Origin of the sequence: Levilactobacillus parabrevis ATCC 53295 (assembly GCF_001434055.1) — a bacterium.
GTDB classification, from domain to species: domain Bacteria; phylum Bacillota; class Bacilli; order Lactobacillales; family Lactobacillaceae; genus Levilactobacillus; species Levilactobacillus parabrevis.
Genome location: NZ_AZCZ01000010.1, coordinates 1 through 23251 on the forward strand (window position 1 = coordinate 1; position 23251 = coordinate 23251).

At 49.8% G+C, this 23251-nt stretch carries 19 protein-coding genes; 18 read left to right on the plus strand and 1 reads right to left on the minus strand.

All coding sequences use genetic code 11. The annotated features are described in order from the left end of the window. The first annotated feature begins 276 nt into the window (after positions 1–276). From FD07_RS03850 to FD07_RS03915, 14 genes are all read left to right on the plus strand, one after another. Positions 277–1305 (plus strand): sugar-binding transcriptional regulator, encoded by a 1029-nt coding sequence (locus FD07_RS03850; RefSeq protein ID WP_020088222.1) that lies wholly within the window; start codon positions 277–279, stop codon positions 1303–1305. Positions 1306–1374: 69 nt separating this feature from the next. Beyond that, positions 1375–2385 carry a type I glyceraldehyde-3-phosphate dehydrogenase gene (gap, locus tag FD07_RS03855; RefSeq protein ID WP_020088223.1) on the plus strand — a complete coding sequence of 337 codons (1011 nt, stop codon included), beginning with the start codon at positions 1375–1377 and terminating at the stop codon, positions 2383–2385. A gap of 187 nt (positions 2386–2572) precedes the next feature. After that, a complete protein-coding gene (locus FD07_RS03860) occupies positions 2573–3775 on the plus strand; it encodes a phosphoglycerate kinase (protein ID WP_020088224.1) in 1203 nt (400 codons plus the stop codon). Between the two features lie 143 nt (positions 3776–3918). Continuing rightward, positions 3919–4677: a triose-phosphate isomerase gene (gene tpiA / locus FD07_RS03865; RefSeq protein ID WP_027825864.1), complete on the plus strand. Its 759-nt coding sequence runs from the start codon at positions 3919–3921 to the stop codon at positions 4675–4677. Between the two features lie 108 nt (positions 4678–4785). Next, positions 4786–6105, plus strand: coding sequence for a phosphopyruvate hydratase (gene eno, locus FD07_RS03870; protein WP_020088226.1), 1320 nt, complete (start codon positions 4786–4788; stop codon positions 6103–6105). A 119-nt stretch (positions 6106–6224) separates the two neighbouring features. Further along, positions 6225–7379, plus strand: coding sequence for an LPXTG cell wall anchor domain-containing protein (locus FD07_RS03875; protein ID WP_020088227.1), 1155 nt, complete (start codon positions 6225–6227; stop codon positions 7377–7379). Between the two features lie 59 nt (positions 7380–7438). Then, a complete protein-coding gene (locus FD07_RS03880) occupies positions 7439–8995 on the plus strand; it encodes a ClC family H(+)/Cl(-) exchange transporter (protein WP_020088228.1) in 1557 nt (518 codons plus the stop codon). A 96-nt stretch (positions 8996–9091) separates the two neighbouring features. Next, on the plus strand, positions 9092–9328 hold the full coding sequence (gene secG, locus FD07_RS03885; protein ID WP_020088229.1) for a preprotein translocase subunit SecG: 237 nt from the start codon (positions 9092–9094) through the stop codon (positions 9326–9328). A 158-nt stretch (positions 9329–9486) separates the two neighbouring features. Further along, positions 9487–10230: an alpha/beta hydrolase gene (locus FD07_RS03890; RefSeq protein WP_020088230.1), complete on the plus strand. Its 744-nt coding sequence runs from the start codon at positions 9487–9489 to the stop codon at positions 10228–10230. A gap of 19 nt (positions 10231–10249) precedes the next feature. Beyond that, on the plus strand, positions 10250–12658 hold the full coding sequence (gene rnr, locus FD07_RS03895) for a ribonuclease R (RefSeq protein WP_020088231.1): 2409 nt from the start codon (positions 10250–10252) through the stop codon (positions 12656–12658). A 15-nt stretch (positions 12659–12673) separates the two neighbouring features. Then, on the plus strand, positions 12674–13147 hold the full coding sequence (gene smpB / locus FD07_RS03900; RefSeq protein ID WP_020088232.1) for an SsrA-binding protein SmpB: 474 nt from the start codon (positions 12674–12676) through the stop codon (positions 13145–13147). A gap of 345 nt (positions 13148–13492) precedes the next feature. Continuing rightward, positions 13493–15283 carry a MucBP domain-containing protein gene (locus tag FD07_RS03905; RefSeq protein ID WP_020088233.1) on the plus strand — a complete coding sequence of 597 codons (1791 nt, stop codon included), beginning with the start codon at positions 13493–13495 and terminating at the stop codon, positions 15281–15283. Positions 15284–15449: 166 nt separating this feature from the next. Next, complete coding sequence (locus FD07_RS03910; protein WP_020088234.1) at positions 15450–17255, plus strand: DUF5776 domain-containing protein; 1806 nt, start codon at positions 15450–15452, stop codon at positions 17253–17255. 270 nt (positions 17256–17525) lie between these two features. Next, a complete protein-coding gene (locus FD07_RS03915; RefSeq protein ID WP_020088235.1) occupies positions 17526–19268 on the plus strand; it encodes a MucBP domain-containing protein in 1743 nt (580 codons plus the stop codon). A 111-nt stretch (positions 19269–19379) separates the two neighbouring features. On the opposite strand, the gene FD07_RS03920 is transcribed toward FD07_RS03915, so the two are convergent. Further along, the gene (locus tag FD07_RS03920; protein WP_020088236.1) at positions 19380–19967 is read right to left on the minus strand and encodes an LURP-one-related/scramblase family protein; all 588 of its coding nucleotides are present in this window, start codon (positions 19965–19967) and stop codon (positions 19380–19382) included. Between the two features lie 273 nt (positions 19968–20240). Between FD07_RS03920 and FD07_RS03925 the strand changes: the two genes are divergently transcribed. From FD07_RS03925 to FD07_RS03940, 4 genes are all read left to right on the plus strand, one after another. Next, positions 20241–20963, plus strand: a complete 723-nt coding sequence (locus FD07_RS03925; RefSeq protein WP_020088237.1) for a uracil-DNA glycosylase — start codon at positions 20241–20243, stop codon at positions 20961–20963. A 43-nt stretch (positions 20964–21006) separates the two neighbouring features. Further along, on the plus strand, positions 21007–21984 hold the full coding sequence (gene pta / locus FD07_RS03930; protein WP_020088238.1) for a phosphate acetyltransferase: 978 nt from the start codon (positions 21007–21009) through the stop codon (positions 21982–21984). A 149-nt stretch (positions 21985–22133) separates the two neighbouring features. Next, complete coding sequence (gene tsaE / locus FD07_RS03935; RefSeq protein ID WP_020088239.1) at positions 22134–22610, plus strand: tRNA (adenosine(37)-N6)-threonylcarbamoyltransferase complex ATPase subunit type 1 TsaE; 477 nt, start codon at positions 22134–22136, stop codon at positions 22608–22610. Next, the gene (locus FD07_RS03940) at positions 22603–23112 is read left to right on the plus strand and encodes a GNAT family N-acetyltransferase (protein WP_020088240.1); all 510 of its coding nucleotides are present in this window, start codon (positions 22603–22605) and stop codon (positions 23110–23112) included. Before tsaE ends, FD07_RS03940 begins: the two co-directional genes overlap by 8 nt. Positions 23113–23251: the final 139 nt, after the last annotated feature.

A 23251-nucleotide genomic window follows, 5' to 3' on the forward strand; every position in this document is an offset into this window, starting at 1 on the left:
CGATCCATTACACTACGGGCGCATAACACGCATGCTTTTTTGAGCACCTAATTACTATACCCGAAGCTGAATATAAATTCAAGGGCTCGTGTAAATATTTTTATTTTCCGAGAAAATGGGTCGAAAATCTTCGGGAGGATTGCCTTGCAATCTCGTAGTTGAGAGGATATACTTACAAACGTAAGGTTAGCTCTGGTTGGCCTGAATTTTTTTGACCGGGGTGGGCGTTTATCTGCCACCGCTGGTCGGTAATCGTCCCACTAGGAGGTAAGTTGGATGCGTGAAGATTGGCAGTGGGTCGAAGCAATCGTCCCCCAAATGGTGACCAAGCTAACCAATCGGTTCCGTGTCCTGCAAGGTATTGCGAATACTCAACCGGTTGGTCGGCGAACCTTAGCGACTAGCTTGGCCTGCTCCGAGCGGACGATTCGGACGACGACAGATGCCCTCGCTGAACTGGGTTTCATTCAGATGTCAGTGAAGGGTATGCAGATCACGACTGCCGGGCAACAACTCTTACGAGGGTTAGAGCCCGTCATGGATGACTTATCTGGCTGGCGGGAGCGTGAAGTCCAGCTAGCTGAGAAGCTAAACATTGCACACTGTACAATCGTTCCGGGAGATAGCACGGCGCCTACCGGGTCCCTGATGGGGATGGGGCAGGCTGCTGGTCAAGTCTTAACGGATCAGTTACCTCTGGGAAAGAGTACCGTTGCGGTGATGGGGGGACACACTATGGCTGCCGTCGCGTCAGCACTGACGCCAGCATTGTCGGTTAATCGGCAGTTGCTGTTTGTGCCGGCGCGTGGCGGGGTCGGTGAATCACCAGCCATTCAAGCCAACGCGGTCAGCGCCCAGATGGCGCAGCAGACTAATGGTGAGTTTCGCTCACTGTTTGTCCCCGAGCAACTGACAATCGCTACTTATAAGCCGTTGTTTGCGGAACCAGCCATTCACGAGGTTTTGCAGTTGATTGCTCAGAGTAACGTTGTGATTCACGGCATTGGCCAGGCATTCGTGATGGCCAAGCGTCGAAAGATTTCACCGCATGTGATTGCCGACTTAACGGCGGCCCATGCGGTAGGGGAAGCCTTTGGCCATTTCTTTGATGCTGAAGGTCACGTGGTAAGTAAATTTCCTCGCATCGGCGTCGATATCGCCGATTTAGCCGCTAAAGAATTAGTAATCGCTGTTGCCGGCGGTGCCGAAAAGGGTGCTGCTATTGCGGCCTACATGCATTTAGCGCCAGCTTCGACTTGGTTAATAACTGATGAAGGAGCTGCTGACTTTGTTTTAAAAAAGTGATACACTTAACACGTACTGCTTTTTAAAAAAATTATTCTTTATTTGCTTCCTGAAGGAGGAAATCACAGTATGACTGTAAAGATTGGTATTAATGGTTTCGGACGTATCGGCCGTTTGGCTTTCAAGCGGATTCACGAACTCCACTCAAGTGACATCGAAGTTGTTGCCATCAACGATTTGACGACACCTTCAATGTTAGCTTACTTGTTGAAGTATGACTCAACTCATGGTCGTTTCCCTGGCGAAGTTTCAGCTACGGACAAAGGTATCGTGGTTGACGGCAAGGAATACCCTGTATACGCTGAACCAAAGGCTCAAGACATTCCTTGGGTTAAGAACGACGGTGTTGACTTCGTCCTCGAATGTACCGGTTTCTACACTTCCGAAGAAAAGTCACAAGCTCACCTCGATGCTGGTGTTAAGCGGGTATTGATCTCCGCTCCAGCCGGTGCTGTTACGACTGTTGTTCCAGGTGTTAACTTGGACGTATTGAGCAAAGACGATGTTATCGTTTCTGCTGGTTCTTGCACGACCAACTGCTTGGCCCCAATGGCATACTTCTTAAACGAAGAATTTGGCATTAAGGCTGGGACTATGACGACTATCCATGCCTTCACTTCTACTCAAATGATCTTGGATGGCCCTCGTGGCAAGAAGATGCGTAACAACCGTACCGCAAGCATCAACACCATTCCTCACTCTACTGGTGCTGCTAAGGCTATCGGTTTAGTTATCCCTGACTTAAAGGGTAAGTTACAAGGCCACGCACAACGTGTTGGTGTTGTTGACGGCTCATTGACTGAATTAGTAGCTGTTCTGGACAAGAAGGTTACTGCTGACGAAATCAACGATGCTATCAAGAAGCACACTGAAGGTAACGACGCCTTTGGTTACAACGGTGACGAAATTGTTTCAACTGACATCATCGATGACCCTCATGGTTCCGTATTTGACCCAACTCAAACGGAAGTTACGACTGCCGGTGACACGCAATTAGTTAAGACTGTTGCTTGGTACGACAACGAATGGGGCTTCACTTGCAACATGGTTCGTACTTTATTGCACTTCGCTACGCTTTAATCAGCTAGCGGCGCAAGTCGTTTAAAATTTTAAATATTCAATGAGACGCGGCGGAGGAGGGAATTCTCCGACGCGTTTTTCATTGGGCCTAAAAAATCACACAAGTCCTTTGAAATCTGAAGGTAAGTGCTGTATATTGTGAAAGTAATCTTTTATTTTGATAAGCAATCAAGGAGGGTTTTCTAAATTGGCTAAATTAACAGTTTCTGATTTAGACTTAGAGGGCAAAAAAGTCCTGATGCGGGTCGACTTTAACGTCCCAATCAAAGACGGTGTGATCGGTAACGATAACCGTATCGTTGCTGCATTACCAACTATCAAGTACGTCATCGAACATGGTGGCAAGGCGATTCTCTTATCCCACTTAGGTCGGATCAAGAAGGAAGAAGACAAGCCAGCACTGTCCATGCGTCCAGTCGCAGAACGGTTGTCAAACTTGTTGAACAAGCCAGTTACCTTTGTCCCAACGACTGAAGGCAAGCAGCTTGAAGACGCTATTGACGGTTTGAGCAACGGCGATGTTTTAGTTATGGAAAACACCCGTTACGAAGACGTTAAGAATGGCGAAAACGTTAAGCGTGAATCCGGTAACGACCCTGAATTGGGCAAGTACTGGGCTTCATTGGGTGACGTCTTCGTTAACGATGCGTTCGGTACGGCTCACCGTTCCCACGCTTCCAACGTTGGTATCGCTTCTAACATGGCCCAAACCGCTGCTGGTTTCTTAATGGAAAAGGAAATCACCTTTATCGGTGGTGCCGTGGACAACCCTGAACACCCATTCGTTGCTATCTTGGGTGGTGCCAAGGTTTCCGACAAGATCGGTGTTATCGACAACTTGTTAGCTAAGGCTGACAAGATCCTTATCGGTGGTGGGATGACCTACACCTTCTATGCTGCAAAGGGTATGAAGATTGGGAACTCATTGGTTGAAAAGGATAAGATCGATTTAGCTAAGGAAATCTTAGACAAGGCCGGCGACAAGTTGGTTCTGCCTTCTGATTCCGTGGTTGCTGAAAAGTTCGATAATGATGCCGCTCACAAGACGGTTGATGGCGATATTCCTGATGGCTACATGGCCTTGGATATCGGACCTAAGTCCGTTGCTGAATTCGAAGATGTTTTGAAGTCAGCTAAGACGGTTGTTTGGAATGGCCCAATGGGTGTCTTCGAAATGAGTAATTATGCAGAAGGTACCTTGGAAATCGGTAAGTTCTTAGGAACTTTGACTGAAGCCAAGACCATCGTTGGTGGTGGGGACTCCACTGCGGCCGTTCAACAACTCGGTGTTGCTGACAAGTTATCCCACATTTCTACCGGTGGTGGTGCTTCTCTGGAATACCTTGAAGGTAAGACGTTACCAGGAATTGCCGCAATTTCTGATAAGTAAATTCATAAAGAGCTGTGGTGCCGGTCATCACGGCTTTTTATTGTGACAGTCGTCAATCACGAAGACGCTTCACTGGCTAATCAGTGGCGAATTCGGTAAGATGATGGGCGTAGTCAATTTATTTTTGGAGAGGGTGGATTAGGTTGCGGATACCCCTGATTGCAGGTAACTGGAAAATGAATAAGTCGGTCACTGAAGCGCGCCACTTTATTGAAGCGGTTCAGGGTAAATTACCGACAGCTGATACCGTGGAAACGGCGATTGCGGCACCGGCATTGTTCTTACAGACGATGCTGGATGCCAATCAGGACGATGTGCTGAAGATTGCTGCGGAAGCGTGTTACTACGAAGACGAGGGGGCCTACACGGGTGAAACCAGTCCCAAGGCCCTTCACGAGATGGGGATTCCTTATACCATCGTGGGTCATTCCGAACGGCGGCGCTACTTTAACGAAACGGATGATGTCATCAACCGTAAAGTTCTCGCCGTGTTGCGCAACGGGATGACACCAATCGTGTGTTGTGACGAAACCATGGGTCGCCGGGAAACTGGGGAAAAGATCCACTGGGTCGTTAACCAAGTCTCCGCCGCCCTGAAAGGGGTCAGCGCTGAAGATGCTGCTAAGATCGTGATTGCTTATGAACCCAGTTGGGCGATTGGCAGTGGCAATTCGGCATCATCCGACCAGGCCGAAGATGGTTGTTACCTGATTCGCCAAACGTTAGCCGATATTTATTCCGATGAAGTCGCTAACGGGGTTCGCGTTTTATATGGCGGTAGTGTTAGACCTGATAACATTGCAGGATTAATGACGCGAGGCAACGTAGATGGCGTGTTAGCCGGGGGTTCTAGCCTCGAAGAACAGTCATTTATCCAACTCGCAAACTACCAAAATTTGTAAAACGGTAAAATTGTGATTGAAAGTTCAAAGTTAAACTTATAGAATAAAGCATGGGATGGTTGTCTTGTTCCCGTGAAGCCAAACTTTCATAAGGAGAGAATACAAAAAATGTCTATTATTTCTGATATTTACGCACGCGAAGTCTTAGATTCTCGTGGTAACCCAACTGTTGAAGTTGAACTCTACACCGAAGCCGGTGCTATGGGCCGGGGGATCGTTCCTTCTGGTGCCTCAACTGGTGAACACGAAGCCGTTGAACTTCGTGATGGCGACAAGAGTCGTTTCATGGGTAAGGGTGTTACTAAGGCCGTTGACAACGTTAACAACCTTATTGCCAAGGAAATCGTTGGTTACGATGTAACTGACCAACGTGCTATCGACCAAGCCATGATCGACCTTGATGGTACGCCAAACAAGGGTAAGCTGGGTGCTAACGCTATCTTAGGTGTCTCCTTAGCTGCTGCACGGGCTGCCGCTGATGAATTAGGCCAACCATTATACAACTACCTTGGTGGTTTCAATGGTCACGTATTGCCTACGCCAATGATGAACGTTATCAACGGTGGGAAGCACGCTAACAACAAGGTTGACTTCCAAGAATTCATGATCATGCCTGTTGGTGCCAAGAGTGTTACTGAAGCAATCCGGATGGGTTCCGAAACGTTCCACAACTTGAAGAACCTGTTGAACCAAAAGGGTTACTCCACTGCCGTTGGTGACGAAGGTGGGTTTGCTCCTGACTTGAAGAACAACGAAGAACCATTCGAAATCTTAGTCGAAGCTATCAAGAACGCCGGCTATGTACCTGGTAAGGACGTTGCTATCGCCTTTGACTGTGCCTCATCAGAATTCTACAATGCCGACACCAAGAAGTACGAACTTAAGGGTGACGGTAAGGAATACACTGCTGAAGAATTCGTTACCTTACTTGAAGGTATCGTTGACAAGTACCCAGTTGTTTCCATCGAAGATCCTTTGGACGAAAACGAATGGGAAGACTGGCAAATGGCTACGAAGCGCTTAGGCAAGAAGGTCCAAATCGTTGGTGATGACTTGTTCGTTACGAACACGGACTACTTGGCTAAGGGTATCAAGATGGGTGTTGGTAACTCTATCCTGATCAAGCTGAACCAAATCGGTACTTTGACTGAAACTGTTGAAGCCGTTGAAATGGCTAAGCAAGCTGGTTACACGGCCGTTATCTCTCACCGTTCTGGTGAAACTGAAGACACGACTATCGCTGACTTAGTTGTTGCTTTGAACGCCGGCCAAATCAAGACTGGTTCAATGAGCCGTGGCGAACGTATCGCTAAGTACAACCAATTAATGCGGATCGAAGACCAATTAGGTAAGACTTCCGAATACAAGGGGATTCACTCCTTCTACAACTTGGACGAAGACGCACGTTTGGCCATCGTCAACAAGTAATTCAAAAGTTTAATCTGAAAGTGGTATTTACTCATTTGTGGGTAAGTACCACTTTTTTTGATTTCCTAAATTTATTTCGTGACTTTTTACGTAGTTAAGGAGTATAAGGGGGAATTCAAATGATGAAGATGAACTGGCAACACGGTGTAATGGTGGGCTTATTCGTTGGCGGGCTGTTGGTCGGTAGCGGGCAGGTTGTGGGACTGGCAGATGAAGGTCAAAAGTTTGAAGTGACGCTTGAATATTACGTAACGGCCATTAACGATGGTGATCAAGTAGCCAGTAAATGGTTGTATGCGACCGAAAAGAAATGGGTCACTCCGAAAGAGGAGTTCGCTTATCACCCGGATCTCAAATTCTTGAACGCACCGGCCAAATCGGCGCCACTTACGGCGTCTAGCTATCCCTTGAAATGGACTTATAACGGTTCTGGCAAGCCGATAAAAGTAACGGTTAAGTATACAGATCTCAATAATAAGGTTATTGGACAACCGCATACGTCTTCGGCCAAGTTTACCAAGGGCGGTAAAATGATTATTGAGGCACCGACTGGGTATCAGTTGGTTACCCCTGAGGATAAAAATCGGTTGGCCACTGGGGATGGAACCTGGAACATTAAGGTGGTGCCGCTAGAATCGGCAGCTAAGCCAACGCCAGACGGCGCAACTAAGCCTGATGGCAATCCCAATGAAGGTAGGCCGCAACCGTTACCGGATAAGGAACCAGCACCTGAACCAGATACTGCTGACAAGCCCAATTCTGGTCAGCCGGGAATGGGGGTTAAGCCAACGTTGCCGACGGGAACCAATCCAGGCCTGCCAACACATTCTGGCCAACCAGAGTTGCCGACGTCACCTGTATTTCCGCTTAAGCCCTCGCAGCCGCACGAGACCTTACCCGTTACGCATCCAGAATTGGTCGTTCCAGTCGATGAGTATCCAGTTACCGTGCCTAAACCAAACGTCATTTATACCCCTGAGGGTCCCATCAATGCGACAAATCTAGACCACACCTCAGAACTCGCTGAGCATCCAGTCACGGCCGTTGATGGCAGTGCAGCAGTAACTGATGCGGCGGGTCCGTCCAAGGCAACTAAGCGACCGGCAGCGGCCTCTCAGCCGAAGTCACACCGGACCGCTACCCCCTTGCAGCATATCTCGTCGTCAGGCCGAAGATTACCGCAAACTGATGAACAAACCTCAAAGGGGAGTCTGCTGGGAATGATAGCGCTAGCAGGATTGAGCATTGTTCGCTTCCGACGATTTCTCCACTGATATCCGCTAAAACTGTGATAGACTAGTTCTTGGACTATAACACAACGGAGGAATCAATCATGCAGGAGAAACGTCAAATACAACCCGATCTAACACGATTAAAGGCCATTTTCTTTGGGGCCATTGTCGGGCTATTTGCTGGTGCGGTCGTCAGCGTTTTTCGCTTATTGATCGAACACATGTTGATTCTGGTACAAGGAATTTATGGCTGGTTGGGTCAGCATCCGTGGTGGCTAATTCCCTGGGCCATCTTGCTGGCAGCCATCGCATTTCTAATCGGGCATTGGGTCAAACAGACGCCGATGATCAAGGGTTCTGGGATTCCACAGGTTGAAGGGCAGTTAGCGGGGGAACTTGACTATGCTTGGTGGCCGGTGCTGTGGAAGAAGTTCATCAGCGGGGTCCTGGGGATTGGTTCCGGGCTTTTTCTGGGGCGGGAGGGACCGTCGATTCAACTTGGCGGGACCGTTGCTCAGGGACTGGCCTACCGCTTAGGATTTACCGGAACGCAGCGGCGGCTGGTGATTGCCGGTGGTGCCGCTGCCGGGCTGTCTGCGGCATTTAATGCGCCCATCGCGTCGACATTGTTTATTCTAGAAGAGGTCTATCACAGTTTTTCTACGTTGGTCTGGTTGACGGCGCTGACCAGTGCTGTCGTTGCCAACTTTGTATCCAATGGTGTCTTTGGTTTGACGCCCGTCCTTCATATCAATTACCAGCAGGCGTTGCCGTTGAAATATTACTGGCTACTGCTGGTTTTGGGGATTGGTCTGGGCTTACTAGGGTTCGGTTATCAGTGGGTGACGCTTCGTGTTGGTAAGTGGTATGCGAAATTGACTTGGTTACCACGGCACCTAGATGGTGTTGTCCCGTTTCTCTTGGTGATCCCAATCGGATTGATGTGGCCACTAGCTTTAGGTGGTGGTAATCAGATGATCGTGACCTTTGCCAAGCAAACGCCACTTCTGATTCCTTTGATTGGGTACTTCATTCTACGATTCTGCTTCTCCACGGTGAGTTATGGCGCGGGGTTACCGGGTGGTATCTTCTTACCGATTCTCACCTTAGGGGCATTGTTAGGTGCAATTGGCGCCCGGTCTTTCGTCCTGTTAGGATGGTTGCCTTCGATTTTTGTGGCAAACTTCATTATCTATGCCATGGCGGGATACTTTGCCGGAATTTCCAAGGCGCCTTTCACGGCGATCTTACTGATTACCGAAATGGTGGGGACGTTGCATCACTTGATGCCGTTAGCAGTAGTCGCCATTGTGGCGTACATTACCGTGGACGTCTTAGGTGGCGCGCCAATCTACGAAGCAATGCTCCGGCAGCTGGTTAAGCCTGCCGAGGCCAACGCTGATGGCGTGGCAGATCGTGTGGAGTATCCGATTGGCGAGAATTCTGGGTTTGACAGCCAACAGGTGCGTGATTTAACCTGGCCTGATGGCTCACTACTAGTGGCGGTGCGCCGAGGAGAACGGGAAGTCATTCCGAACGGGGATACCATCCTTAAATCCGGAGACACCTTAATTATTTTCACGTACCGGCACAACCGGGCTTATGTCCGGCAACAGTTGGCAAAACTGAATAATTCTCCCCACCGGCTGCTGGATTAAGTGAGCGCGGGACTGGTAAAACCGGCCCGACTATGATAAATTAGGAAGAGTATAGTTAGACCTATTAGACCTATTCGATAGGTAGGAGGCAAATTTGTGTATAATTTTTTAATGACTTGTATTTTGATTGTCAGTGTTTTGATCATTATTGCGGTAATGATGCAACCTGCTAAGACTAATGATGCTTTGTCCGCTTTATCCGGTGGTGCTGATGACTTATTCTCTAAGTCTAAGCCCCGTGGGTTTGAAGCGTTCATGCAAAAAGTTACGGTCGTCTTAGGAGCTCTTTTCTTTGGACTGGCATTGGGGTTAGTTTACCTTTCTTCACACTAGACATTAAGCCTCCTGTTTATTCGCTACAGGGGGCTTTTTTCCACCTAGCAGCAGGCAGAGAACCTGCCTAGGAATGCCCACAACGGCGTTCCTGAATCGTCGCAATCGACGATGTTCACGAAGACTATCTCAGCAATAGCGGAAAGTGGTGGTTTTACATGATTCGAAAACCAACCCCGCTCTTCTTTGAGCAGGGGCCTCACGCAGTTATTTTACTGCACGCCTATTCGGGTAGTTCTAACGATATGCGCTTGCTGGCTCGTCGGCTAGAAAGTGAAAATTACACCGTGCTTGCACCAATCTTCACCGGGCACGCGACTGGTGATCCCGCCGATATTTTACGCGAGGGGTCACCACAGAAGTGGTGGCAGGACACGCGTGATGCAATTGCATCACTCCGGCGGCGTGGGTATCAGCAGATTGCCATCTTCGGTCTGTCGCTCGGCGGATTGTTTGCGACGCGTGCGTTGCAGGCAGACCCGCAACTTGTGGGGGGCGGAACGATTGCCTCTCCCGTTGTTTTTCGGGGGCAGACGCACGTTCCTGAGGCCTTCATCCAAATGGCCCGGGCCACGTATCAGCAACAACACCTGGATGCCCCAGAGATCGCCAACCGGATGGCTTGGATTCAGGAACACTTACCGGCGCAGTTGACGGCAATTCAGGCGTTTACAGACACCACGGCCACGCATTTAGACCAGGTTAAACAACCCGTCTTTATTGCGCAGGGCACGGCCGATCAGATGATTGATCCGCGTTCGGGGCAGTGGCTGGCGGAAGCGTATCCTAGCAAACAAATTGATTTTCATGAGTATGCCGGTGCGGACCACGTTTTGACGGTCAACACGGCGCATCACGCCCTTGAGGCAGATATATTGACGTATTTACACACAATCTTTTAAAAATAACGAGGAATCGATAGTGCAAGATAATTTAAAGAGTGATTTAACAGCGTTCTTCCGGGCACACTCGGACCAGAACTACACAGTAGAAGATATTTCAGATGCACTCCATTACCACGGTTCAGCTGCTTTCAAACTGATCGTGCAGGAGTTAGCGCAACTGGAACGGGACGGCTTAGTTCAAGTGACTGAACACGGCCATTTTCAGCTCGATCCAAGCCAACGGACATTGACCGGGATTTTCCACGGCAATGACAAGGGCTTTGGGTTCGTGGCTTACGACGAGAATAAGATCGAACCAGACGCCTACATTGCGCCTAACAATACGTTACGCGCTTTGAATGGTGATACGGTTAAGATTGAAATCGTTCGAGCCGGCGATCCCCGTAGCGGTAAGGGTCCCGAAGGTAAAGTCACGGAAATTGTGGAACACCACTACGAACAAGTTGTCGGTGAGTTTATGAAGACCGACGATGATGCAGGCTACTTGGGCCAAGTTCGTTTGACGGACAAGAAGGTTATGAAGTACAAGTTCTACGTGACGGACGTGGGCTTGAACCCAACGCCCGGTGAAGTGGTTACGGCAGAAATTACCGAATACCCGAGCGATGCGCATCCAGATGCCATGGTTGGGATTGCCAAGCAAGTTATCGGTAGCGTGGACGATCCTGGTATCGACATCCTACAAATTGTCTACCAACACAACATCCCATCAGAATTCCCCGAAGAGGTCATGCAGGCCGCTGACGAGATTCCAGATCATGTGCTCCCTGAAGAAATGAAGGGCCGTGAAGACATTACGAACCAAGACTTAGTCACCATTGATGGTGAGTCTTCTAAAGACTTGGATGATGCCGTGACGGTCTGGAAGCTCGATAACGGGAACTACCACTTAGGGGTTCATATCGCCGATGTTTCCCATTACGTTAAAGAAGACTCCATTCTGGACAAGGAAGCCTACAAGCGGGGGACCAGTGTCTACCTGACTGACCGGGTTATTCCAATGTTGCCACGGCGTCTCTCTAACGGTATTTGCTCGCTTAACGAGGGCGAATTGCGGTTGTGCATGAGCTGTGACATGGAAATCAACCCTGAAGGTCACGTGGTTAAGCACCGGATTCACCCATCCGTAATGCGTTCTAAGGCGCGGATGACCTATACGGCCGTTAACAACATCTTGGAATCACACGATGCCGTTACCATGGATCGTTACAAGGAACTCGTCCCAATGTTTGAAGACATGGGCGAACTTCACAAGATCCTGGTCAAGCAACGGAAGCGTCGTGGGGCCATTGACTTTGACGACCGCGAAGCAGAAATCATCGTGGATGACAAGGGTCACGCCATCGATGTTAAGTTGCGGACGCGTGGGATGGCTGAACGGATGATTGAATCCTTCATGTTGGCTGCCAACGAAACGGTTGCGGAACACTACTTCCGTGCCAAAGTGCCATTCCTGTACCGGGTTCACGAAACGCCAGATGGCGATCGGGTCCGGAACTTCTTCGAATTCTTGACGGCCTTTGGAATCAACGTTAAGGGTGATCCTAACCACTTACGTCCTAAGATGCTGCAAGGTATTCTGAAGCAGGTTGCTGGGAAGCCTGAAGAAGCCATGGTTTCGGTCATGATGTTACGGAGTCTGAAGCAGGCCCGTTACGCTGACCAATCCTTAGGTCACTTTGGGTTGGGTGCAGAGTTCTACACCCACTTTACGTCGCCAATCCGGCGGTACCCTGATACCATGGTTCATCGGATGATTCATTACTACGAAGACCACGGGATCAATGATGCCAGCAAGGAAAAGTTTGCACCGATTTTGGAAGAAATCGGGGTACACACTTCCGAAGCCGAACGGCGCTCAATTGACGCTGAACGCGATACGAATGACATGAAGATGGCTGAATACATGGCTGATCACGTCGGTGAAGAATTTGACGCCGTCGTAAGTTCCGTCATGAAGTTTGGGATGTTCGTCGAACTGCCAAACACCATCGAAGGTTTGATTCATATCAGTCGGATGCAGGATGACTACTACGAATACGTCGAAAAGTACCTGGCCTTAGTTGGTCGGAACACGCGACGGACGTACAAGATTGGCCAAGAGATTCGGGTCAAAGTCATCCACGTTGATAAGGAACAAAGCGAAATTGACTTTGAGTTACTGAACCCAGAGTCCGCACCGGTTAGTGACTTATTGCCAAAGAGAGAACACCGTTCACGCGGTGGTCGCAACGGCAATGGCAATTTCCATAACCGGAACAATAATCATAATAACAACGGAAACCAACACGGTGGTAACCACAACGGTAATCACCGTAATGGGAACCAACGATCAACCAACCAACACGGGAATAACGGGAGTAACCACCGGAGCAACGGTAATGGTGGGCAACACCGTAATAACTCGCAGGGTGATCGGCACTAAGCGAGGTGACAGCACTTGGCTAAACAAAAATCTAAAAAGAATCCGGACGACTTGCTTGCCCAAAATCGGAAAGCCCGGCATGATTATTTTGTGACGGAAACCGTTGAAGCAGGACTTGTCCTTACCGGGACCGAAATCAAATCGATTCGGGAACGGCGTATCAATTTGCAGGATGGCTTTGCGCAGATTCGCAATAGTGAAGCGTGGTTGATGAACGTCCACATCAATGAATACGTGGCCGGTAACCGATTCAATCACGATCCATTGCGGAATCGTAAGTTGTTGTTGCATAAGAAGCAGATTCATCGCCTCGGGTTGGCTGCTCAGGATAAAGGGGTCACCCTGATTCCGCTTAAAGTCTACCTGAAACATGGGTTTGCGAAGGTTCTCATCGGGGTCGCCCATGGGAAAAGGGAATTTGATAAACGAGAAACGATTAAGCGGCGTGAACAGGACCGGCAGATTGCCCGGGTCATGAAGCGTTACTAATAGTTGTGAGCCACCTGAACTTGAAAAAGTTTAGGTGGCTTTTTTTGTGAATAATTAGTGGCTTATCGTTAAATAGAGACATTATGTGAATTAAGTCTTGGAGACAAATACTTGCTAGCCATGCCCGATGCTCAGAGTGGATCAACTCGCAGAGTAGCAGTGACTTTGTCTATTTAAACAACAAACGCAAACACTAGTAAAAATAGTAAGCTACGGATACATTCGGACATAAAACGTTAACTGTTACAAAAATATGTTTCATTAGATAGTTGACGATGGTATGATAAAAAGCAAGAAAGCACCCGTGTACTTGACTAGGGGGAGCACATCAAGGGGGAGTTTAAAATGAATCTGAAAGTTAATCTGCTATTGCTAAGTTTGGCCTTGGGTATCGCCGCGGCGCCGGTCACGGCCCTGGCAGATGGGTCGACAGTAGTAGCCACTCCGGCAACGGCTAAGGCGGCCGACGCGACTAAGGCGGATAACTTGGCAGCCGGTCGTTACGGGTCAGTTGACTGGTATTTGACTGCGAGTGGTGAACTGCACTTGGGCGCTGGAACATTGGGTGAAGACACTAGTTTACCGGTCCAAGTTGGTCAATTGGCCGCGCAAATTGCAACGGCCGAGGACGGTGTTACGACACCCACAAGTGCTCAGGCACAGGCGGCAGCCGACCAAGTCACCAAGGTCGTTTTGGATGGTGCGGTGAAGACACCTGCAGATGCCAGTTACCTCTTTGCCCAGTTACGTGACGTGACTGCCTATGAACATTTGGGCCGATTGGATACGAGTCAAGCAACTACGATGAACGGGATGTTTCAGGCTAGTAATGTAGATTCTGTGACGACCGACATTGATGTTTCCCACTTCGATACAGCAAACGTGACCGCAATGCAGTTCATGTTTTATGGCCAGAAATCCGTCGAGAATCTGGATGTGTCGAATTTTAACATGGATAAAGTTACAACGACTACGGACATGTTTTACCAGACGAGAAGCTTGCAAGAGGTTAACTTCGCTAAAGGAAGCTTTAATAGTTTGACTAGTGCGATGTATATGTTTCTCAGTAGTGGGGCGCAAGTGGTTAAATTGCCACAGTTCGCACCGGCCGCTAAATTTACTGGAGGCAGTATGTTCTACGGGACGACAATCGTCACAACACTGACGTTAGGTCCGGGTGCGCACTTCAAGGGGACCATTAGCCTGAACACGCCGCGGCAGAACATGCCAGACGACTTTACCGGCGTCTGGGAAGCCGTTGGCGATGGCACAATCGGCAATCCGCTGGGAGCCAAGTACGCGACTGGAGATGATATCACAAACCTCTACAACGGGACGGACAACCCTAAGAGCGTGGAAACCTACGTTTGGGAGCCGATCAACCGGGTCATCGAACCAACGACACCACCGGTCACGCCGCCAGTTACGCCGAGCGAAAATGTTCAACCCGTCACCGTTCAATATGTGGACGAGAATGGGCAGCGACTAGCGGATGACGTGACGTTGACTGGCCAATTGGGAGCAACCTACACAGCTGATCAACGGGCCTTTAGCGGCTACAAGTTGGTCAAGACGGTCGGTCAAGCCAATGGGACCTTTAGTCAGCAGGCCCAAACGGTGACCTTCCACTATGCACCGAACGTAGTCTCCGGTGGGGACGCTGCGGCAATTGCTCCTATGGCCGGCGTGGTCTACGCGACGAAGAAGGTTGGGCTGTATAAGACCAAAAACTTTTCGAAGCAGTCGCTCAAGCATTGGTATGCTAAGACCAAGCGGACGAACCGACCGATGTTTGTGGTAACCGGGTTTGCAACCTCTAAGAAGGGAAATTTGCGGTACAAGGTCAAGGACGTCAATCACAATTCCAAGACAGCGGGGAAGACCGGCTACATGACGGCCAAGCACGCCTATGTCTCGCCCGTTTACTATGCCTCGAAGGCCAAGGCAATTAAGGTGATCAACGCGAAGGGGATTAATGCTTATCAGCAGAAATCCTTAAAGACTAAAAAGAATCACTACAAGTCTGGTCAAAAACTCAAAATTCGAAAGATTGTGAAATTTAATAAAACGACGCGGTTCCAGTTAACCAACGGCAAGTATGTTACTGCCAACAAAAAATTGGTTATCGCTGAGTAAGGGAAAACGGCTGCAGGACTTGGTTCTGCAGCTTTTTTATGGCTTTCTTCGAGATTTGCGTTCCCCGGTGGTCGTTGCTTGTCCGGTGGAGATCAACCATGCTATCCTGTGATTAGATAATTTAGCAAGACCGCCACCATCAGGTAAAAGTTAAGGGGGAACAATGATGCGGAGCCTAACGATGTTATTAGTGACGGGATTATTATTGGGAATGGGCGCGCCAGTCGTGACCGCCGCAGTTCCCAATCAGACAGCGTTTGCCGAGTCTAACATGGGGCGCACGCCCACTACAAACAAGGATAATGATGAAAAGGTCGCCAACGCCGCGATTGTGACGCAAGGAAAATTTGGTACGGTCAATTTTTACTTGACTGACCAAGGTGATTTACATTTAGGCGCTGGGCAGTTTCCGGAACACGAGGTAACGCCCGGAGATTCAGGGCGGGGACAACTCTTACAAGCCGTCGCCCGCGCCTATTACAACGACCCCAATTTATCACTGAATGAGCTCAGTAAAGTGACAGAAAAGATTACGCGCGTTATTTTTGACGGCGATGTTGTGGCAGCCGTGGATGCGAGTCACACGTTTGCTCGTTTGAAAAGAGTCACGGAATACGTGGGGTTAACGCGTCTCAATACCAGTCGTACGACTAATATGAGCTATATGTTTACGGAAAACTTTTATGTGACCACAATGGATGTTTCTCAGCTCGATACGCGTCAGGCAACGAACATGGTCGGTATGTTTGCCTCCAATTCCCGGCTACAGGAGCTGGATGTGTCGAACTTCATTACGGACAAGGTGACGGCGGCTAACGTGATGCTGGCGAGTACCCATGCGTTAAAGGTCATTAATCTGGAAAAGGCAACGTTCGCGGCGACGACCAGTGCGGCGCAGATGATTTCGGATTCAGGTGTTGAGGTTCTGAACCTGCCTGTGTTTGATCCACTGAGTAACGCTGGGTCCGTCTTGTATGGTTCGAAAAGTCTGCGGCAGTTAACCTTGGGACCTCGTGCGCAACAAGGAAAGTTCTATAACGTGACCGATCCACCCAAGAACGAGACCTATACCGGCAAATGGCAAATTGTTGGTGAGGGAACCGTGGTGAATCCACTCGGCGAAAAGTTCGATACGGGTTCTCAAATTGGCAGGCGGGATTCCACACTGGTGTTAACGGAACCAGACACGTACGTCTGGGAGCCAGTCGATCGGGTGCTGCCACCGGTCACGCCGCCACCCGTGACACCGCCGCCAATAACGCCGCCGGTTGAAACATCTCAGCCGGTGACCGTTCAGTATTTGGATGAGCGTGGACAACGCCTAGCGGATGACGTGACCTTAACGGGGGCACTCGGCGCGACCTATCAGGCAGCAACGCGAAGCTTCTCGGGATACAAGTTGAAGCGGACTGTTGGCCAGCCAACGGGGACGTTTAAAGCAACGGCGCAGCGTGTCGTTTTCCACTATGTGCCTGATCTCGTCACTGGCGGGGATGGGGATGGCATTGCGCCACTGGCCACTGTGGTATACGCAACCAAGAAAGTTGGCCTGTATCGCACCAAGAACTTCAGCACGCCAACTCGGCACCACTGGTATCCTAAACAGAAACGGCATGCTCGCCCGATGTTTGTGGTCACCGGATACGCGACTAGCAAGACCGGTCAACTCCGCTATAAGGTCCGCGATGTTAATCACCAGTCCAAGACGGCTGGTAAGATGGGATACCTTACGGCTAATCGCCACTATACGGTTCCTGTTTACTATGCGACGAAGCAGGTTAAGGTACGGGTGATCAATCCGAAAGGTGTGAACGGCTATCGGCAAAAATCCCTGAAGGGTAAGCAGCAACACTATCGTCAAGGCCAACGGTTGCGGGTCAAAAAAATCGTCAAGTATCGTAAGACGACCCGATTTGTACTGACGAACGGCCAATATGTAACCGCTAACAAGAAATTAGTTATTTCACAATAGATTAAGTTTACGTGGAGGCCGCCGGTGAGTGGCCTCTTTTAAACGCCATGAGTTGTGAATTGTTGGGGGATGGTGTAGGGCCTGTGGACGTGGTGGTTGATGCTAGCTAGTTGAATGAATTTCACAAGTGAAAAATAGTGAGACCTAATCGTTTGAATAACTTAATGGCCGTGTTATCATATGATTGGTGAAATGATTGAATGAATAAACATTTTACAGCTTTGAGTCGACAGTGCACCACTTTCTAGCCAACGGGGAGGAGGAACTATCGTGAAAAAGTCAGTTAGTATTCTATTAGTAGCCCTTGCTTTAGGCGTTGGCCAGCCGCTCAGTCTCTTAGCAACAGGAACTGGCGCTCCCGTGGCTCAGGCCGCAGCGGTAAAGGCAGACAGCCTAGCTAGTGGTCAGTATGGTGAAGTGGCCTGGGCGTTGACTGCCGATGGAACCCTTCATTTAGGCGCTGGTCAGCTGGGAGAGCCGGATAATCTGATTACCAATACCGGGCAAATGGCAACGCAAATTGTGCTTGCGCAGGGTGGCACACCAACGATGGCCACGACGCAAGCAGCTGCTGACCTGGTGACCACCGTCGTTTTGGATGGTAAGGTGAGCGCGCCCAAGGACGCCACCGGGTTATTTCGGCAGTTTAGAAATGTTACCGCTTACAAGGGCTTGAATCAACTCGATACCAGTCAGACCACGAACCTCTCGGGGATGTTTGCGGTAAGTGGTTTTGATGGTCAGGTGACGTCGATTGATGTGAGTGGGTTTGACACCTCTCAAGTGACCAGTCTGGATTGGCTATTCTACGGGCAACCGCAGCTAAGCCAGGTCGACGTTAGCCACTTCGATACGGGGCAAGTGCGGACGATGACGTCAATGTTCAATGGGGACCAAGCGCTTAAGACTGTTGATTTTGCGGCGGGCACTTTCGCTAATCTTGTGAGCGCGATGTTTGTCTTCGGTTCATCTGGCGTACAGACCATAAAGCTACCGAAATTTGCGCCGCCAATTAGCTCTAGTTCGAGCTATATGTTCTCCAACGCCAGCAATTTATCGGAGCTAACGCTGGGGCCGGCCACGTTTTTTAGAGGGAGTCCTTATTTGAGAGATGCTAAGGCCGACGAGCGGTACACGGGGCTGTGGCAGGCGGTTGCGGATGGTACGACCCAGAATCCTTGGGGTGAAAAATTTGCCAAGGGAGATGACGTCACCGCACAATATATGGCAGGTGCCGACCGACCAACGACGGTCGAAACCTACGTCTGGGAGCCGGTTGAGCGGGTTATCTTGCCGCCAGTGACACCGGATGATACGGCTGCGCCGGTTACCGTGCGCTACTTAGACGAGCGAGGCAAGCCACTCGCCGCGGAGCAGACCTTGACTGGCAAGCTAGGGGCAGCGTATACGGTTGAGCAGCTGGCCTTTGACGGCTATAAGTTAGCTAAGGCCGAGGGGCAGGTTAGTGGGACGTTCTCCAAGTTCGCACAGACGGTGACCTTCCACTATGAGCCAGATCTGGTGACTGGTGGAGGTGGCGCAACGGTCGTTCCCGTGAGAGGTGTCGTTTATGCCACCAAGAAGATTGGCCTGTATCGGACCAAGAACTTTAGCGACAGCTCTCGGCAAATGTATTACACCAAGAAATCACGGACCCAGCGCCCCATGTTCGTGGTGACGGGCTATGCAACCTCCAAGGCCGGCAACAAGCGCTACAAGGTCCGGGATGTGAACCATCACAGTAAGACGGCGGGGAAGACCGGCTACATCACAGCCAAGAAGAACTATGTGAGTTCGGTCTACTATGCTAAGAAACAAACGCAGATCAGGGTGATTAACGCGAAGGGGATTAACGGTTACAGCAAGGCTGCCTTAACTGGCAAAGCAGTGCATTACCGAAGGGGCCAGGTCCTGAAGGTGAAAAAAATCGTGAAATACCGGCAGACCACCCGCTTCGTGTTGACCAATGGTAAATACGTGACCGCCAATAAAAAATTGGTTATTGCAGAATAGAAGAAGCGCCTAATGTTGATAGTCAGCAAGCTAGTTTGTGGCGTGCAACGTGACTAGTTACATTGGCGTGAAAAAAAGAGTCTGGAAAATTCTCCAGACTCTTTTTAGCAATTAGTCTTGTGAATGGTCTTCCAAGTTAGACTTCTTCGATTCGTCGATGAAGGGCGTTACACCACCAGTTGGCAAGGCGTGCGGGGCCCAGATTGGTTTAGCCGGGATTGCGGACCCTTGGGACTTCTTACCCCAGCGGTCGAGGATCGATGCCAGGCAGATGACCAGCGCTTCGTGATCTTCTTGATCCACCGTTAGTTCGATTGTTCCGCCACCGGATTGGTTGACTCGGTCGATGCTGGCGACACTCTCACGACCGTGGGTGATGCTGAAGTGGCCACTGTTGATGTTGCCCATGATGACCCAGTTCAGGCCACGGACGAAGAGTACCTCGCGTATGACGCCCAAGGTTTTACTGACCCGGCCAACCATCTGTCGGTGATAGAGCAACCGGAATTTAGGCAGCAAGCCTAAGGTTTCTTGTTTGACCTCGGCTTCCAGTGCCCCACTAATCGTGTACACGGATAGTACATCTGCGCGCAGTCCCCACTTCCCAACAAGGAGGTAGCGTGACTCATTATCCGCGTCACGAATGACCGTGGTAGCTTTAGCCGACAGAGCGGCTTGATTAAGATAAAGTTTACGCATAGGAACCTCCTTTGGCAAAAGTATAGCGACTTTAGCGGGCGAATGGAAATAATTGAAGAGCGATAGTTGTATCTGAAATGGGCACCGATTTAAGATAGGGGGTTACGAAATCCCAAACTGAATAAAATCGAGACACAAATTGGCAAGGCGCTGTCCAATGCCAGCCAAGTTCTCCAATTTTAGTTATTCTCATTCTAACATGTTTTGCCGGTCACGTTCGACAATATCATTTACCGCGCGGTTATGATAGAATAAAAGCGTGAGGTGTTGGGAATGAAACCGTTTATTCATAATGATTGGTGGCCGGTTCTGGAGCCCGAGTTTGAACAGGAATATTATCAACAATTACGCCAGTTCTTAGTCTCGGAGTACCAGCATTACGAGATCTATCCGGACATGTACCATATATTTACCGCGTTCGAGTGGACGCCGTTTAGCAAGGTCAAAGTGGTTATCTTGGGGCAAGACCCTTACCATAACCCTGGGCAGGCTCACGGTTGTAGCTTCTCGGTCTTACCGGGGACGCCGTTACCACCATCGTTACAGAATATTTATAAGGAACTGCAGGATGATTTGGGTATTCAGCCGGTAAATCACGGGTACCTGGAGAAGTGGGCCAAGCAAGGTGTGCTCCTCTTGAACTCCGTGTTGACCGTGCGGTATGGTAAAGCTTTCTCGCACCAGGGACACGGCTGGGAACGGCTGACTGATGCGGCGATTTCCAAGCTGTCCGCGCGACCGGAACCGGTCGTCTTCATCCTGTGGGGTGGGGCGGCGCGCTCTAAGATCAAGTTGATCGATACCAAGACCAACATTGTCTTGCAAGCACCGCATCCCAGTCCCTTGTCGGCTTACCGTGGATTCTTCGGGTCCAAGCCATTTTCCAAGACCAACATCGCATTAACATCATTGGGTGAGACGCCCATCGATTGGCAGTTACCGGAACACGTGGCCGCTGACGACGGGCCCAACACCGCAACCAACCAACAAGCATAGGCACAGAATTGATTCGTGGGATATTTTATGGAGGTCATCATCTATGGAACTTTTTGATAGTCTTAAACAAAAGATCAACGGACAAAACAAAACCATTGTATTTCCAGAAGGCGCAGACGTTCGGGTATTAGGCGCAGCGAGTCGTTTGGCCGCTGATGGTCTGATTAAAGCCGTTGTCTTAGGTAATCAGAGTGAAATTCAAAATACGGCGATTAACAATGCCATTGATTTAGAACCTTTGACAATTTTAGACCCAGCAGCGATTCCAGCAGACCAACACAAGGCCATGCTCGACGCCTTAGTCGACCGGCGTAAGGGCAAGAACACGCCGGAACAAGCCGCTAAGATGTTGGAAGATCCAAACTACATCGGGACCATGATGGTTTACATGGGCCAAGCAGATGGGATGGTTTCTGGTGCTATTCACGCCACCGGTGATACCGTTCGGCCTGCCTTACAAATTATTAAGACGAAGCCAGGTGTTAAGCGGATCAGTGGGGCCTTCATCATGCAAAAGGGTGAAGAACGTTACGTCTTCGCTGACTGTGCCATCAACATCGAGCTTGATGCACCGGGAATGGCCGAAGTGGCTATCGAAAGTGCCCATACCGCCAAAGTCTTCGACATCGATCCTAAGGTTGCCTTGTTAAGCTTCTCCACCAAGGGCTCTGCCAAGGGTGACATGGTTACCAAGGTACAAGAGGCCACGAAGATTGCTCACGAAACGGCACCAGATTTGGCCGTCGACGGGGAATTGCAATTCGATGCATCCTTCGTACCAAGTGTGGCTGCACAGAAGGCACCAGACTCCAAGGTTGCGGGTCACGCCAACGTCTTTGTCTTCCCAGAATTACAATCCGGGAACATTGGCTACAAGATTGCGCAACGTTTCGGTGGTTTTGAAGCCATTGGACCAATCCTGCAAGGCTTGAACAAGCCAGTTTCTGACTTATCACGGGGTTGTAACGAAGAGGATGTCTACAAGGTAGCCATCATCACGGCCGCACAATCACTGGACTAAACATCAATTAAATCGACAATAAGGTACCCGGATTGCTATTTTTAAGCAGTCCGGGTATTATTTGTAATGTGAGTCGTTCCGGAGCATTCGGGGGCGACTATGGTTTAAGACAGTTCAAATTTAGTTTAAAGTAAAAGGGGAAAGAGACAATGTATGAAGTAACGGTCACAAGTCCCGAAGCCACGATGGCGCTTGGGCAACAACTGGCACCGGACTTACAACCGCGCGATGTCATTTTACTCGATGGGGACCTCGGTGCCGGCAAAACGACCTTTACCAAGGGGCTGGCGGCTGGCTTGGGCATCACACGTAACGTGAAGAGTCCAACGTTTACCATCATTCGTGAGTATCAGGGTGGGCGGATTCCGCTCTACCATATGGATGTCTACCGCTTGGAAGAGGGCGGTGGCGATGAACTGGGCCTCGATGAATATTTCAATGGTGACGGGGTTAACGTGGTCGAGTGGTCGAAATTTATTGCGGATGAACTCCCCGAAGATTACCTACGCATCGTGTTTAAGCGTGATGATGAAGCTGGCGAAAATCAGCGGACGTTGCGGTTTGAACCCCGTGGGGCCCATTTTGAAAAATTAGTGAAACAACTGGAGGACGGCACCAATGAGTGATGAAGTGGCCATTCGCTTGCCGAATGCAACTGACGCAAAGGCTTTGCTGGCATTGCTGGGACGTTTGCAACGAGAGAGTGACACCTTTAGTTTGGCCGATGCTGATGATCCCATCAGTGCGGCGCAGGAAGCTGACCAGTTGGAACAGATCAAGGAGAGTCCGGTGCACTTGTTGCTAGTGGCGAGTCTGGGCGACCAGTTGCTGGGTGTGCTATCAATCTCACCCACGCCGCAAGGTAATGTGGGTGAGTTGGGTATCGCCGTTGAGAAAAAGTATTGGCACCTGGGTATCGGCACGGCACTGGTCGATGAGGCTCTCTACTGGGCGGATACGGCGAGTGACTTGCAGGCAATTGGGCTGATCGTGCAGACACGAAACGTCCCTGCAGTGAAGCTCTACGAAAAGATGGGCTTTACCCGCACGCAGACGCCACCGGAGACGGTGACCGACGATGACGGCGAGCACGTTCAAGCCGTTGAGATGGTGTACCAGTTAAATTAATCAGTAAAAAAGGCACCGATCAGAATCCTGGTCAGTGTCTTTTCGTGTTGGTTAGATTATTTCTTTACGAACTGCCAAAGTCAATGTTCATAAGGCTTTTGGCGAACTATAGAGTTAGCGAAAAAATGTTTTATCAAAA